A 13,128-nucleotide genomic window follows, 5' to 3' on the forward strand; every position below is an offset into this window, starting at 1 on the left:
GATCGAGGCGCGCGGCCTCCGGGGCGAACGGCACCGGGGGCCGCGCGTTAATCTTGGCGTTATGCCTGAACGCCGTACAGTCGCCCTTGTCACGCTCGGATGCGCCCGCAACGAGGTGGACTCCGAGGAACTCGCCGGGCGTCTGGAGGCCGACGGCTGGCAGCTCGTCGATGACGCCGCCGACGCCGACGTCGCCGTCGTCAACACCTGCGGCTTCGTCGAGGCCGCCAAGAAGGACTCCGTGGACGCCCTCCTGGAGGCCAACGACCTGAAGGGTCACGGCCGCACCCAGGCCGTCGTCGCGGTCGGCTGCATGGCCGAGCGCTACGGCAAGGAGCTCCAGGACGCCCTGCCCGAGGCCGACGCGGTGCTCGGCTTCGACGACTACGCCGACATCGCCGGCCGCCTCCAGACCATCCTGGCCGGCGGCCACGTGGAGGCGCACACCCCGCGCGACCGCCGCAAGCTGCTGCCGCTCACCCCGGTCGAGCGCCAGGCCGCCGCCGCAGAGGTGGCCCTGCCCGGCCACGGCGCCCCGGAAGACCTGCCCGAGGGCGTCGCCCCCGCCTCCGGCCCGCGCACCCTGCGCAAGCGCCTGGACGACAGCCCGGTCGCCTCGATCAAGCTCGCCTCCGGCTGCGACCGCCGCTGCTCCTTCTGCGCCATCCCCGCCTTCCGCGGCTCCTTCATCTCCCGCCGCCCCTCCGACGTGCTCCAGGAAGCCCAGTGGCTGGCCGGGCAGGGCGTCCGCGAGGTGGTGCTGGTCAGCGAGAACAACACCTCCTACGGCAAGGACCTGGGCGACATCCGCCTGCTCGAGACCCTGCTGAGCGAGATCGCGGCCGTCGAGGGCATCGAGCGGGTCCGGGTCAGCTACCTGCAGCCCGCCGAGATGCGCCCCGGCCTGATCGACGTGATGACCGGCACCCCCGGCGTGGTCCCGTACTTCGACCTCTCCTTCCAGCACTCGGCCCCGGCCGTGCTGCGGAAGATGCGCCGCTTCGGCAACACCGAGCAGTTCCTCCAGCTGCTCGGCACGATCCGCGGCAAGGCCCCGGAGGCCGGCGCCCGGTCCAACTTCATCGTCGGCTTCCCCGGCGAGACCGAGGAGGACTTCGCCGAGCTGGAACGGTTCATCACCGAGGCCGGCCTGGACGCGATCGGCGTCTTCGGGTACTCCGACGAGGACGGCACCGAGGCCGCCACCTTCGACGGCAAGCTGCCGCAGGACGTGGTGGACGAGCGGGTCACCAAGCTCTCCCGCCTCGCCGAGGAGCTCACCGCCCAGCGGGCCGAGCAGCGGGTCGGCAGCGAGGTCACCGTGCTGGTCGAGTCGGTGGAGGACGGCGTGGTCGAGGGCCGCTCCGCCCACCAGGCGCCCGAGACCGACGGCCTGACCACCCTGCTGGGCGTCGAGGAGCCGGTGATCGGCCGGTACTACCGCGCCCGGGTGGTGGGCACCGAGGGCGTCGACCTGGTCGCCGAGCTGATCGGCGCCCCCGAGGACGCCTACGCCCCGGCCGCCGCTGCCGCGGCGCGGACCTCCCCGGAGCAGACCTCCTCGGAGCAGGCCGGGAGCGGGGAATGACCAAGGGGCCTGGCGCCCCCGCAGCCGCGCGCCCCGGCAGACCCGGGGCCGCGGTGCCCCCGGAGCCGGGGCTGTGGAACATCGCCAACCTGCTGACGATGCTCCGGCTGCTCCTCGTACCGGTCTTCGTCCTGCTGCTCTTCGCGGCCGGCGGACACGACCCCAAGTGGCGTTCGGTGGCCTGGGCCGCCTTCGCCGTCGCGATGATCACCGACCTGTTCGACGGCGAGCTGGCCCGTCGGATGGGTCTGGTCACCGACTTCGGCAAGATCGCCGACCCGATCGCCGACAAGGCGATCATGGGCGCGGCGCTGATCGGCCTCTCCGTCCTCGGCGACCTGCCCTGGTGGGTCACCGTGGTCATCCTGGCCCGTGAGCTCGGCATCACCCTGCTGCGCTTCTGGGTCATCCGTTTCGGTGTCATCCCGGCCAGCCGGGGCGGCAAGCTGAAGACGCTCACCCAGGGCATCGCGGTCGGCATGTACGTCCTGGCGCTGACCGGCTGGCTCGCCACCGGGCGGGCCGTCCTGATGGGTCTCGCGGTGCTGCTGACCGTCGGCACCGGTCTCGACTACGTGGGCCAGGCCCTCCGGCTGCGCCGGGAGGGGCTGGCGAAGGCTCGGGAGGGCCGATGAGCGCTACGCCTGCCGCGCGGGTGCTGGAGCTGTTGAAGGAGCGGGGGGCGACGCTGGCCGTCGCCGAATCGCTCACCGGCGGTCTGCTGGCCGCCACCCTGGTGGACGTGCCGGGCGCCTCGGCTGCCTTCCGGGGGTCCGTCACCGCCTACGCCACCGAGCTCAAGGCCTCGGTGCTGGGCGTGGACGAGGGCCTGCTGGCCGTCCGCGGCGCCGTCGACCCGGTGGTGGCCCGTCAGATGGCCGCCGGCGTCCGGCGGTTGCTCGGCGCCACCTACGGCCTGGCCACCACCGGAGTGGCCGGCCCCGACCCGCAGGACGGCCAACCCGTCGGCACCGTCCACCTCGCGCTGGCCGGTCCGGACGGCAGCCTGGCGCTCACCCCCGAACTCGGCGCCGCCGTGGTGTCCGAGGGGCGTGCGAGCATCAGGGAGGCGGCAGTGGCCAGAGTGCTGGAGCTGCTGCTCGCCGAGCTCACCCGCGAGCCCGTCGGCCCGCCCGCGACCTGACGGAGTCGTTGCCCGCAGGGTCGGGGCGGGAACAGGCGGGCGGACACCGCGCGGTGCCCGCGCGCCGGGTGGGCGCCCCTAGCGCCTCCGGTGACTCTGTGTGGGGTCAGTGCAGCTTTTCCCACGGAGTTTTCCTGAATTGGAGCTGAACTGACTGCGTTGGCCGGAGGATGGTGTTACACCCGAGGGTCCACGTGGGCAGAAACCTGGTGGACTGGGGCGGTCGGACGGGTCCGGCGGGTCCGGCGGGGAACTGAAGAAGGGGAGGGAGCCGCATTGCAGCCCAGAGTGAACACGACCATGGTCCCCGCACGTGACGCGGACAAGGCGGTACGGTGGGGGCGTGACATCTCGATCCGCAGTCCGAGGAGGGAGGCACCGATGATCCTGCTTCGTCGCCTACTGGGCGATGTACTGCGTCGGCAGCGCCAGCGCCAGGGCCGCACACTCCGCGAGGTGTCGGCGGCGGCCAGGGTTTCGCTCGGCTACCTCTCCGAGGTCGAGCGGGGGCAGAAGGAGGCTTCCTCCGAGCTGCTCTCCGCCATCTGTGACGCACTCGATGTCCGGATGTCCGAAGTGATGCGCGAGGTCAGCGACGAACTGTCGCTCGCCGAACTTGCGGCGATGGCCACCCTCTCCGAGGGTGATCTTCTGAGGCCGGTACTCGAACCGGTCCCGCTGCCCGCGCCCGGTGTCGACCGGATGAGCACCATCTCGTCCAAGACCGCCGTCGACGTGGTGGCGGCCTGACGGCACTCCGCGCTCCCGAGGCGGTGGCCCACAGGCTGACGCTCGGGGGTTCTGGAGGCCATCGTGAAGATCACTGCTTGGGGCATGGCACTGGCCGCCCTCTGCGGCACGCTGCTGATCGTCGGCGGCGAGCTGCGGAGTGGCGGCTTTGGCCTGCTTGCGGCGGGGTGGGGCTTGGGACTCGTCCCGATTCATTCTTCTGCACGGTCAGTTGCACCCTCCAGGGGCGCGGGGAACGGCGCGGCCGGCCCGGCACCTGGCGGTACGAGTACTGAGTGAGCCGGTTGCACTGTCCGTTGCCGGTGCCACTGGATGCCTGCGGTGAGTGCGGCTTCGCTGCTTCCGATTTCGCGCAGTTCCCCGCGCCCCTGGTGGTTAACCTCGCAGCCTCAGACCTCGGGGCGTCGGGTGGAAGCCGGCGGCTTCCAGGGACCGCCCCAGGGGGGCTTCGAGGGCCGGGGTGCCGTTGATGCGTTCGATGGTGACGGAGGGGCCGAGGGCGCCGGAGTGGACGGCCTCGGTGAGGGCGGTGAGGGCGGCCGGGTGGTCCGTCCAGGAGAGCAGGGACTTGCCGCCGCGCTCGATGTAGAGGGCCGGGGTGCCGTCGACCAGCACGACCAGGGCGCCGGCCTTGCGGCTGGGGCGGTGGGTGGCGTCGGGGAGCTCGGGCCAGGGGAGGGCCGCGCCGTAGGCGTTCGCCGGGTCGGCGGCGGCGAGGACCAGGGCCTGGGGCGGCTCGGGCGCGGTGGTGCCCCAGCCGGCGGCGTCGCCCCGCTCCAGGCGGCCGTTGACCGCCCGTAGGCGGTCGGCCGCGCCGTCCATCGCGAACTGGGCTCCGCCCAGGCCCTCGACGAAGTAGCCCCGGCGGGCCCGGCCGCGCTCCTCGAAGGCGGCGAGCACCCGGTAGACCCCGGCGAAGCCGCCCGGCACCCGCTCGGCGGCCACCGCGCCGCGGGTGAGCACGCCGTGCCGGTCCAACAGCGCCTGCGCCTGCGCGGCGGCCCGCACCGTCGGGTCGGCCGCGTACTCGGGCAGCAGCGACCAGCGGCCGGCCGCCGTCGGCCCGCCCGAGCGCAGGGCGGAGGCCGGGCGGCCCAGGCCGCGGGAGCCGCCGCCGTAGCGGGCGCGCGGGGTGGCCTTGGGGGCGCGGTGGGCGGTGGCGCCGGCGGTGCGGCCGGAGCCGAGCAGGGCGCGGAGCGGGGCGAGGGTGTCGTTGGTGACGTACCCGGCCCAGACGAGCTCCCAGAGGGCCGTCAGAAGCTCGGGCTCGGGGGTCTCGGGCTGCTGGGCGGCCAGCTGGCGGAAGAAGAGGCCGTAGCCGCCCGCGAGGGCCTCCAGCAGGGCGGTGTGCACGGGGGTGAGGGAGGGCGGCACCGGCTCGGGGCGCAGCAGGTGGGCGGCCTCCGGGAGGTGCAGGCCGATCCAGCCGTCCTTGCCCGGCAGGGCACCCGCGCCGGACCAGCCGATCTCGCCGGCCGCGGTGAGCTCGTCGAGCAGGGCGGGGTGGTAGTCGGTGAGCCGGGCCGGGAGCACCAGCTTCTCCAGGGCGGAGGCGGGCAGGGCGGTGCCCTGGAGCTGCTCGACCACCCGGAGCAGGCCGTCGGCCCCGCGCAGGCGGTGGCCGCCCAGGTGCTGCCAGGCGGGCAGGAAGGCGCCCAGGGCGCGCGGGGGCACCGCCTCCACCTCCTGGCGCAGCGCGGCCAGCGAGCGGCGCCGCAGGCGGCGCAGCACCTCGGCGTCGCACCACTCCTCGGTGGCGGTGGAGCCCGGCCGGAACTCGCCCGCGACCAGCCGGCCGGCCGCCGCGAGGCGGTGCAGGGTGCCGGTGACCACGGCGGTGCCCAGGCCGAAGCGGGCGGCGGCCTCGGCGGCGGTGAACGGGCCGTGGGTGCGGGCGTGCCGGGAGAGCAGGTCGCCGAGGGGGTCCTTGACCGGCTCGGTGAAGACTTCGGGGACGCCGACCGGGAGCGGGGTGCCGAGGGCGTCGCGCAGCCGGCCGGCGTCCTCGATCGCGGCCCAGCGCTGCTCGCCGCCGACGCGGACCTCGATGGCCCGGCGGGCGGCCCGCAGCTCCTCGGCCCAGGCGGGCCGGCCGCCGCGGGCGGTGAGCTCGGCGGTGGTCAGCGGGCCGAGCCGGCGCAGGGCGTCGGCCACTCCTTCGAGGTCCTTGATCCGCCGGTCCGGGGTGAGCAGCTGGAGCTCGGCCTCCAGCTCGGCCAGCACGGCCGGGTCGAGCAGCTCGCGGAGCTCGGCCTGGCCGAGCAGCTCGGAGAGCAGCCGGGAGTCGAGGGCGAGGGCGGCGGCCCGGCGCTCGGCGAGGGGTGAATCGCCCTCGTAGAGGAACTGGGCGACGTACCCGAAGAGCAGCGAGCGGGCGAACGGGGAGGGCTCGGGGGTGGTGACCTCGACCAGGCGGACGGCGCGGGATTCGAGGTCTCCCATCAGCTCGACCAGGCCGGGCACGTCGAACACGTCCTGGAGGCACTCGCGGACGGCCTCGAGCACGATCGGGAAGGACCCGTACTCGGCGGCCACCTCGAGCAGCTGGGAGGCGCGCTGGCGCTGCTGCCAGAGCGGGGTGCGGCGGCCGGGGCTGCGGCGGGGCAGCAGCAGGGCCCGGCCGGCGCACTCGCGGAAGCGGGCGGCGAACAGGGCCGAGCCGCCGACCTGGTCGGTGACCAGCTGCTCGATCTCGCCGGGCTCGAAGAGCGCTGCTTCGGCACCGACCGGCGCCTCTTCGGGGACCGGGTCCGCCGAAGGGAAGTCGAGCAGGTCGGCGTCGGGGAGACGGAGCACGATGCCGTCGTCGGCGTGCATCACCTGCGGGTCGAGGCCGTGCTTCTCGCGCAGGCGGGCGCCGAGGGCGAGGGCCCAGGGGGCGTGCACCTGGGCGCCGAAGGGCGAGTGGATGACGATCCGCCAGTCGCCCAGCTCGTCGCGGAAGCGCTCGACCACGATGGTGCGGTCGTCGGGGAGGTGACCGGTGGCGGTGCGCTGCTCGGCCAGGTAGGCGAGCAGATTGCCCGCCGCCCAGTCGTCCAGGCCGGCCGCGTGCAGCCGGGCGGTGGCCTGCTCGGGCTCGAGGCCGCCGAGCTCGCGGACGAAGGCGCCGAGGGCCCGGCCGAGCTCCAGCGGGCGGCCGAGGCTGTCGCCCTTCCAGAACGGCAGCCGCCCGGGCACGCCGGGGGCGGGCACCACCAGCACCTTGTCGTGGGTGATCTCCTGGATCCGCCAGGAGGTGGTGCCGAGGGTGAAGACGTCGCCGACGCGGGACTCGTAGACCATCTCCTCGTCCAGCTCGCCGACGCGGCCGCCGCCCTTTTTGGGGTCCGTACCCGCGATGAAGACGCCGAACAGCCCGCGGTCGGGGATGGTGCCGCCGGAGGTGACGGCCAGGCGCTGGGCGCCGGGGCGGCCGGTGACGGTGCCCGCGACCCGGTCCCAGACCAGGCGGGGGCGCAGCTCGGCGAAGGCGTCGGAGGGGTACCGGCCGGCCAGCATGTCGAGCACGCCCTCGAAGGCGGACTGCGGCAGCCCGGCGAAGGGGGCGGCGCGGCGGACCAGGGCGAGCAGCTCGTCCACGTCCCAGGTGTCCAGCGCGGTGATCGCGACCAGCTGCTGGGCCAGCACGTCCAGCGGGTTGCGCGGGACGCGCAGGGCCTCGATCTGCCCGCTGCGCATCCGCTCGGTGACCACGGCGGACTGGACCAGATCGGCCCGGTACTTGGGGAAGACCACGCCGGTGGAGACGGCGCCGACCTGGTGGCCGGCCCGGCCGACCCGCTGGAGGCCGGAGGCGACCGAGGGCGGGGACTCGACCTGGACCACCAGCTCGACGGCGCCCATGTCGATGCCCAGCTCCAGGCTGGAGGTGGCCACCACGGCGGGCAGCCGGCCCGCCTTCAGCTCCTCCTCGACCAGGGCGCGCTGCTCCTTGGAGACCGAGCCGTGGTGGGCCCGGGCGATCACCGGCGGGGCCCCGGTGGCGGCGCCGGAGCCGCCCATCAGCTGGGCGGGGGCGTGCGCCTCGGGCAGGGCGGTGCCGGCCCGCTCCAGGGCGATCTCGTTCAGCCGGTTGCAGAGGCGCTCGGCGAGGCGGCGGGAGTTGGCGAAGACGATGGTCGAGCGGTGGGCCTGGACCAGATCGGCGATCCGCTCCTCCACGTGCGGCCAGATCGAGGCCTGCCGGGCTGGGTCGTCGGTGGTGGTGGCGGGCAGCTCGTCCAGATCGGGGACGGGGACGACCACGGAGAGGTCGAACTCCTTGGCCGCCGGGGGCTGGACCACGGCCGCGCCGCGCTGCGGGCTCAGGAACCGGGCGATCTCCTCGACCGGGCGGACGGTGGCGGAGAGGCCGATCCGGCGGGCCGGGCGCTCCAGCAGCTCGTCCAGCCGCTCCAGGCTGAGCGCGAGGTGGGCGCCGCGCTTGGTGCCCGCGACGGCGTGCACCTCGTCCAGGATCACCGTGTCGACCCCGCGCAGGGCCTCGCGGGAGGCGGAGGTGAGCAGTAGGAAGAGCGACTCGGGGGTGGTGATCAGGATGTCCGGCGGGTGAGTGGCGATCTTGCGGCGCTCGGCGGCCGGAGTGTCGCCCGAGCGGATGCCGACCTGCACCTCGGGCTCGGGCCGGCCGAGCCGGACGGCGGCCTGGCGCAGGCCGGCCAGCGGGGCGCGCAGATTGCGCTCCACGTCGACCGCGAGGGCCTTGATGGGGGAGATGTAGAGCACCCGGCAGCGGCGCTTCGGGTCGGCCGGCGGCGGGGTGTGGCTCAGCCGGTCGAGCGCGGAGAGGAAGGCCGCCAGCGTCTTGCCGGAGCCGGTGGGGGCGACCACCAGCACGTCCGTACCGCGCCCGATGGCCGTCCAGGCCTCGGCCTGGGCCTGGGTGGGCGCGGTGAAGGCGCCCTCGAACCAGGCCCGGGTGGCGGGGGCGAAGCCGGCCAGCGGGTCGGGGGCGGTGGGGAGGTGGTTCGGCGCCATGAGGCCATGGTGCCCCGACGGGCTGACAGCGCGGCGGCACTGACCGGCGGTGCGGCGGTACCGGCTGACAGTTCGGCGGCCGCGCGGGCGGGGTCGGCGGGCGGGCGGGTGTCGCGGCGAGGCGTCGCGGCGAGGGGGTCGGGGCGAGGCGTCGGGGCGGGCTAAGCAGATCGGGCAAGTAGGACAATCCGCTCATATGGTGATGTATCAGGTCCGCAGCCAGGGTGGGCCCGAGCACCGGAGGCGGCGGGATGCATCGGCTGTACCCCACCGAAGGGCCCGCCGACCGGAGCGGACCGCGGGTGCCCGTCCGGGCGCTGCTCGTCATGCTGCTGATCGCGCTGCTGCTCGGCGGGGCCGTGCCGTACGTCTCCGGGCCCGGCCGGGCCTACCTCAGCTACCTGGTGCTGGCCGACCGCTCCGACCCGGCCGGGGCCGCGCTCGCCGCGGACGGGGCCCGGACGGCGGACGGCCGGGTCGTCCAGGAGTACCCGCAGATCGGCGCCGTGCTCGCCTACGCGACCGGCGGTTTCGCCGCCCGGCTCCGCGGCCGCCCCGGCATCGCCGCCGTCGGCGCCACCCGGACGGCGCCGGTCGCCTCGCTGCCCGGCCCGCTGGACGGCGCCGGGGACTTCCACCGGACGGTCGCCGCCGTGCCCGGGCCGGCCTCCGCGGCGGTCTCCGGAGCCGGGTCGATCGATGGTGGGTGGCTCGGCGGGGCCCTGTCGGGGGGTGGGCGGCTCGGTGGCGGTCGGCCGGGCGGGGGATGGCTGGGGGGTGGTGAGGCGAGCCTGCCGGACCCGGACGAGGGGACGGACTGGAACCTGGCGATGGTCGGCGCGGTGGAGCCCGCCGGCGGGGGCCCGCTGGTGCGCAGCCCCGCCACCGACCGGGCGGGAGTGACCGGGCAGGCGCTGCGGCGGGTGACGGTGGCGGTGCTGGACTCCGGGGTGGACGACACCCACCCGGACCTGCGGGGCGCCGTCGATCCGGCGGCCTCGGCCTCCTGCGCGGACGGGCGGCCGGACGCGCGGTCCGGGGCCTGGCGGCCCGATCAGGGCGTCAACGAGAGCGGGCACGGCACCCACGTGGCGGGCATCGTCGGGGCGGTCCGGGACGGCAAGGGGGTCTCCGGGGTCGCGCCCGGGGTGCGGATCGCGGCGGTGCGGCTGCTCGGGCCGCTCGGGCAGTACTACGCCGAGAACATCGTCTGCGGGCTGCTCTGGGCCGCCGACCACGGCGCCCGGGCGGTGAACGACAGCTACTTCGCCGACCCGTGGAAGTACAACTGCCCGGAGGACGCGGACCAGGCCGCGCTGATCCAGGCCGTCGGCCGGGCGGTGGCCTACGCGCAGCGGCAGGGCGCCGTGGTGGTGGCCTCGGCGGGCAACGACGCCCAGGACCTCGGCGCCGCCCGCACCGACCACCGCAGCCCGAACGACCGCCTCACCGGCCCCGCCCAGGACCGCCGGCTCGGCACCGAGTGCATCCGCCTGCCCGGCGAACTGCCCGGCGTGGTGACGGTCGGCGCGGTGGACCGCAGCGGCCTGCCCGCCGCGTACACCAACTACGGCGTCGGCCGGATCACCCTGGCCGCCCCGGGCGGCGACCCCGACGGCGGGGTCCAGGGCGCGATCGTCTCCGACTGGCCCGGCGGCCAGTACGTGGCCCTGGCCGGGACCTCGATGGCCGCCGCCCACGTCACCGGCGCGGTGGCCGTCGCGGCGGCCGAGCACCCCGACTGGCGGCCCGAGCAGCTCACCGCGCTGCTCACCGGGCTGGCCGCCGCGCACTGCCCGTTCGGGCCGGGGGCCTGCGTGGACAACCGGTACTTCGGCGCCGGGGTGCTGACCCTGCCGAGGTGACGGCCCGGCGCACGGCGGGGCCCCGGGGGGCGGCGGGGGTTCGGGGATACTGGGCCCATGAGGTTGACCGAGTTCTGGCGGCGGATGTACGAGCACTTCGGCGAGGGGTACGCGGAGTCCTTCGCGTCCGACCACCTGATGAGCGAGCTGGGCGGGCGGACGATCCGGCAGGCGCTGGAGGCGGGCTGGGAGGCCAAGGACGTCTGGCGGGTGGTCTGCGAGACGCAGGGGGTCTCGGCGCTGCTCCGGTAGCCCGGCCCTGCGGGGGGTATGCCCGGTTCCGTCCGTTCGATGGGCGAGACTGGGCCGGTGGTCAGTACCTCTACACCCCAGCAGCAAGGACAGACCCCTCCCGAGCGGCCGCGGAGGGAGGCGATGCCGCGCTGGCTGCCCCGGGCCATGGTGCTCGCACTGGTGCTGGTCGGCCTGTTCCAGTTGGCCGACTGGGCCTTCCACCAGCTGATCGACCTGTTCGTGATGCTGCTGGTGGCGTTCTTCCTCTCGCTCGCGATCGAGCCCGCGGTGGACCGGATGGCCGCCCGGGGCGTGCGGCGCGGCCTCGGCACCTTCCTGGTCTTCATCGCACTCGCGGTGGCCGTCGCCGGCTTCCTCGCCGCGCTCGGCACCCTGCTGGTCGACCAGGTGGCCAAGATCGCGGGCGACCTGCCGCACCTGGTGGACAACCTGATCGGCTGGGTCAACCGCACCTTCCACCAGGACCTCTCGCTCGACCAGCTCCAGCAGCGGGTGCTCAAGGACTCCGGCAGCATCGAGAAGTACGCCCAGCAGGCCGCCGACAACGCCTGGGGCCTCTCCAGCACCCTGATCGGCGGGCTCTTCCAGGCCTTCACGGTGGGCCTGTTCACCTTCTACTTCACCGCCGACGGCCCCCGGGTGCGGCGCACCGTCTGCTCGCTGCTGCCGCCGGCCAAGCAGGCCGAGGTGCTGCGAGCCTGGGAGATCGCGCTGGCCAAGACCGGCGGCTACCTCTACTCGCGCACCCTGCTGGCGATCGCCTCGACCATCGCGCACTGGATCATGTTCGCGGTCCTCGGCCTGCCGTACGCGGCGGCGCTGGCCGTCTGGGTCGGCGTGATGTCGCAGTTCGTACCGACCATCGGGACGTACCTGGCCGGGGCGCTGCCGGTGATCGTGGCGCTCACCGTGCAGCCGGTGGACGCGCTCTGGGTGCTGGGCTTCGTGATCGTCTACCAGCAGATCGAGAACTACCTGCTTCACCCGAGGATCACCGCCAGGACGGTGGACGTGCACCCGGCGGTGGCCTTCGGCGCGGTGATCGCCGGGGCGGCGCTGCTCGGTGCGGTCGGCGCGCTGATCGCGATCCCCGCGGCGGCCACCCTCCAGGGCTTCGTCGGCACCTACCTGCGGCGGTACGAGGTGGCCACCGACCCGCGGATCGACCGGGGCGAGGAGCGGCGGCGGCTGGCCCGCGAGCGCCGGGCGGAGGCCGCCCGGCGGCTCCGGCGGCTGGTCAGGGGCGGGGAGGACGACGCCGAGCGGTAGCGAAGGTGGGGTCGAACGCTTGAATCGAACAGATGTTCTTTATACTCGGAGGCGGCGAGTTATCCACAGGCCGAGCCCGTTCAGGGTGGATTGTCGGTGGGACGCGCTAGCGTCGAGGACGATGAAGCGCACAGCACAGAATCCGAGGGTGGAAGCCATGGCAGGCACGGACCGCGAGAAGGCTCTTGAGACCGCACTCGCCCAGATCGAGCGGCAGTTCGGCAAGGGCTCGGTGATGCGGCTCGGCGAGAAGGCCAACGAGCCGATCGAGGTGATCCCCACCGGGTCCACCGCGCTCGACGTCGCGCTCGGCGTCGGCGGCCTGCCGCGCGGCCGCGTGATCGAGATCTACGGCCCCGAGTCCTCGGGCAAGACCACGCTGACACTGCACGCGGCGGCCAGCGCGCAGCGCCTCGGCGGCACCGTCGCCTTCGTCGACGCCGAGCACGCGCTCGACCCGGAGTACGCCAAGAAGCTGGGCGTCGACACCGACGCGCTGCTGGTCAGCCAGCCCGACACGGGTGAGCAGGCGCTGGAGATCACCGACATGCTGATCCGCTCCGGCGCGATCGACCTGGTGATCATCGACTCGGTGGCCGCCCTGGTGCCGCGCGCCGAGATCGAGGGTGAGATGGGTGACTCGCACGTCGGTCTCCAGGCCCGCCTGATGAGCCAGGCGCTGCGGAAGATCGCCGGTGCGCTCAACCAGTCCAACACCACCGCGATCTTCATCAACCAGCTGCGCGAGAAGATCGGCGTGATGTTCGGCTCGCCGGAGACCACGACCGGTGGCCGGGCGCTCAAGTTCTACGCCTCCGTCCGCCTCGACATCCGCCGGATCGAGACCCTGAAGGACGGCACCGAGGCCGTCGGTAACCGCACCCGCGTCAAGGTCGTGAAGAACAAGGTCGCCGCGCCCTTCAAGCAGGCCGAGTTCGACATCCTCTACGGCCACGGCATCAGCTGGGAGGGCGGCCTGATCGACATGGGTGTCGAGCACGGCTTCATCCGCAAGGCCGGCGCCTGGTACACCTACGAGGGCGACCAGCTCGGCCAGGGCAAGGAGAACGCCCGCAACTTCCTGCGGGACAACCCGCAGCTCGCCGAGGAGATCGAGAAGAAGATCAAGCTGAAGCTCGGCATCGGCTCGAAGGACGAGCTGGAGGCCGCCGCGGCCGCCGCCGAGTCCACCGAGGCCGAGGGCGGCGCCAAGCCGATCACGGCCACCGCCGCCAAGACCGCCGCGGCGAAGAAGACGGCCGCCGCCAAGGCCTGAC

Annotated in this window: 9 protein-coding genes; 8 read left to right on the forward strand and 1 reads right to left on the reverse strand. The window is 74.3% G+C overall.

The features are described 5' to 3' along the window. Positions 1-61: 61 nt before the first annotated feature. The 4 genes from rimO to CFP65_RS26255 all read left to right on the forward strand — a co-directional run bounded on the left by rimO (position 62) and on the right by CFP65_RS26255 (position 3,482). Positions 62-1,588, forward strand: coding sequence for a 30S ribosomal protein S12 methylthiotransferase RimO (rimO, locus tag CFP65_RS26240; RefSeq protein ID WP_254552572.1), 1,527 nt, complete (start codon positions 62-64; stop codon positions 1,586-1,588). Further along, entirely contained in the window at positions 1,585-2,223 is a 639-nt protein-coding gene (gene pgsA, locus CFP65_RS26245) for a CDP-diacylglycerol--glycerol-3-phosphate 3-phosphatidyltransferase (protein ID WP_104818500.1), read from the forward strand. The genes rimO and pgsA overlap by 4 nt, the downstream gene beginning before the upstream one ends. Then, on the forward strand, positions 2,220-2,732 hold the full coding sequence (locus CFP65_RS26250) for a CinA family protein (RefSeq protein ID WP_104818501.1): 513 nt from the start codon (positions 2,220-2,222) through the stop codon (positions 2,730-2,732). The genes pgsA and CFP65_RS26250 overlap by 4 nt, the downstream gene beginning before the upstream one ends. Before the next feature lie 381 nt (positions 2,733-3,113). Beyond that, entirely contained in the window at positions 3,114-3,482 is a 369-nt protein-coding gene (locus CFP65_RS26255; protein WP_104818502.1) for a helix-turn-helix domain-containing protein, read from the forward strand. A gap of 375 nt (positions 3,483-3,857) precedes the next feature. On the opposite strand, the gene CFP65_RS26260 is transcribed toward CFP65_RS26255, so the two are convergent. Next, positions 3,858-8,462: an ATP-dependent helicase gene (locus CFP65_RS26260; RefSeq protein WP_104818503.1), complete on the reverse strand. Its 4,605-nt coding sequence runs from the start codon at positions 8,460-8,462 to the stop codon at positions 3,858-3,860. A 251-nt stretch (positions 8,463-8,713) separates the two neighbouring features. Between CFP65_RS26260 and CFP65_RS26265 the strand changes: the two genes are divergently transcribed. From CFP65_RS26265 to recA, 4 genes are all read left to right on the forward strand, one after another. After that, positions 8,714-10,327: a S8 family serine peptidase gene (locus CFP65_RS26265; protein ID WP_104818504.1), complete on the forward strand. Its 1,614-nt coding sequence runs from the start codon at positions 8,714-8,716 to the stop codon at positions 10,325-10,327. 57 nt (positions 10,328-10,384) lie between these two features. Next, a complete protein-coding gene (locus CFP65_RS26270) occupies positions 10,385-10,579 on the forward strand; it encodes a DUF3046 domain-containing protein (RefSeq protein WP_104818505.1) in 195 nt (64 codons plus the stop codon). Between the two features lie 123 nt (positions 10,580-10,702). Further along, complete coding sequence (locus CFP65_RS26275; protein WP_168219629.1) at positions 10,703-11,851, forward strand: AI-2E family transporter; 1,149 nt, start codon at positions 10,703-10,705, stop codon at positions 11,849-11,851. Between the two features lie 157 nt (positions 11,852-12,008). After that, positions 12,009-13,127 carry a recombinase RecA gene (gene recA / locus CFP65_RS26280; protein ID WP_104818507.1) on the forward strand — a complete coding sequence of 373 codons (1,119 nt, stop codon included), beginning with the start codon at positions 12,009-12,011 and terminating at the stop codon, positions 13,125-13,127. Position 13,128: the final 1 nt, after the last annotated feature.

Origin of the sequence: Kitasatospora sp. MMS16-BH015, assembly GCF_002943525.1 — a bacterium.
Lineage (GTDB): Bacteria > Actinomycetota > Actinomycetes > Streptomycetales > Streptomycetaceae > Kitasatospora.

Bases quoted from the DNA above. Each gene is read 5' to 3' on its own strand.
- rimO (WP_254552572.1), top strand. From the start codon at position 62: ATGCCTGAACGCCGTACAGTCGCCCTTGTCACGCTCGGATGCGCCCGC.
- pgsA (WP_104818500.1), top strand. From the start codon at position 1,585: ATGACCAAGGGGCCTGGCGCCCCCGCAGCCGCGCGCCCCGGCAGACCC.
- CFP65_RS26250 (WP_104818501.1), top strand. From the start codon at position 2,220: ATGAGCGCTACGCCTGCCGCGCGGGTGCTGGAGCTGTTGAAGGAGCGG.
- CFP65_RS26255 (WP_104818502.1), top strand. From the start codon at position 3,114: ATGATCCTGCTTCGTCGCCTACTGGGCGATGTACTGCGTCGGCAGCGC.
- CFP65_RS26260 (WP_104818503.1), bottom strand. From the start codon at position 8,462: ATGGCGCCGAACCACCTCCCCACCGCCCCCGACCCGCTGGCCGGCTTC.
- CFP65_RS26265 (WP_104818504.1), top strand. From the start codon at position 8,714: ATGCATCGGCTGTACCCCACCGAAGGGCCCGCCGACCGGAGCGGACCG.
- CFP65_RS26270 (WP_104818505.1), top strand. From the start codon at position 10,385: ATGAGGTTGACCGAGTTCTGGCGGCGGATGTACGAGCACTTCGGCGAG.
- CFP65_RS26275 (WP_168219629.1), top strand. From the start codon at position 10,703: ATGCCGCGCTGGCTGCCCCGGGCCATGGTGCTCGCACTGGTGCTGGTC.
- recA (WP_104818507.1), top strand. From the start codon at position 12,009: ATGGCAGGCACGGACCGCGAGAAGGCTCTTGAGACCGCACTCGCCCAG.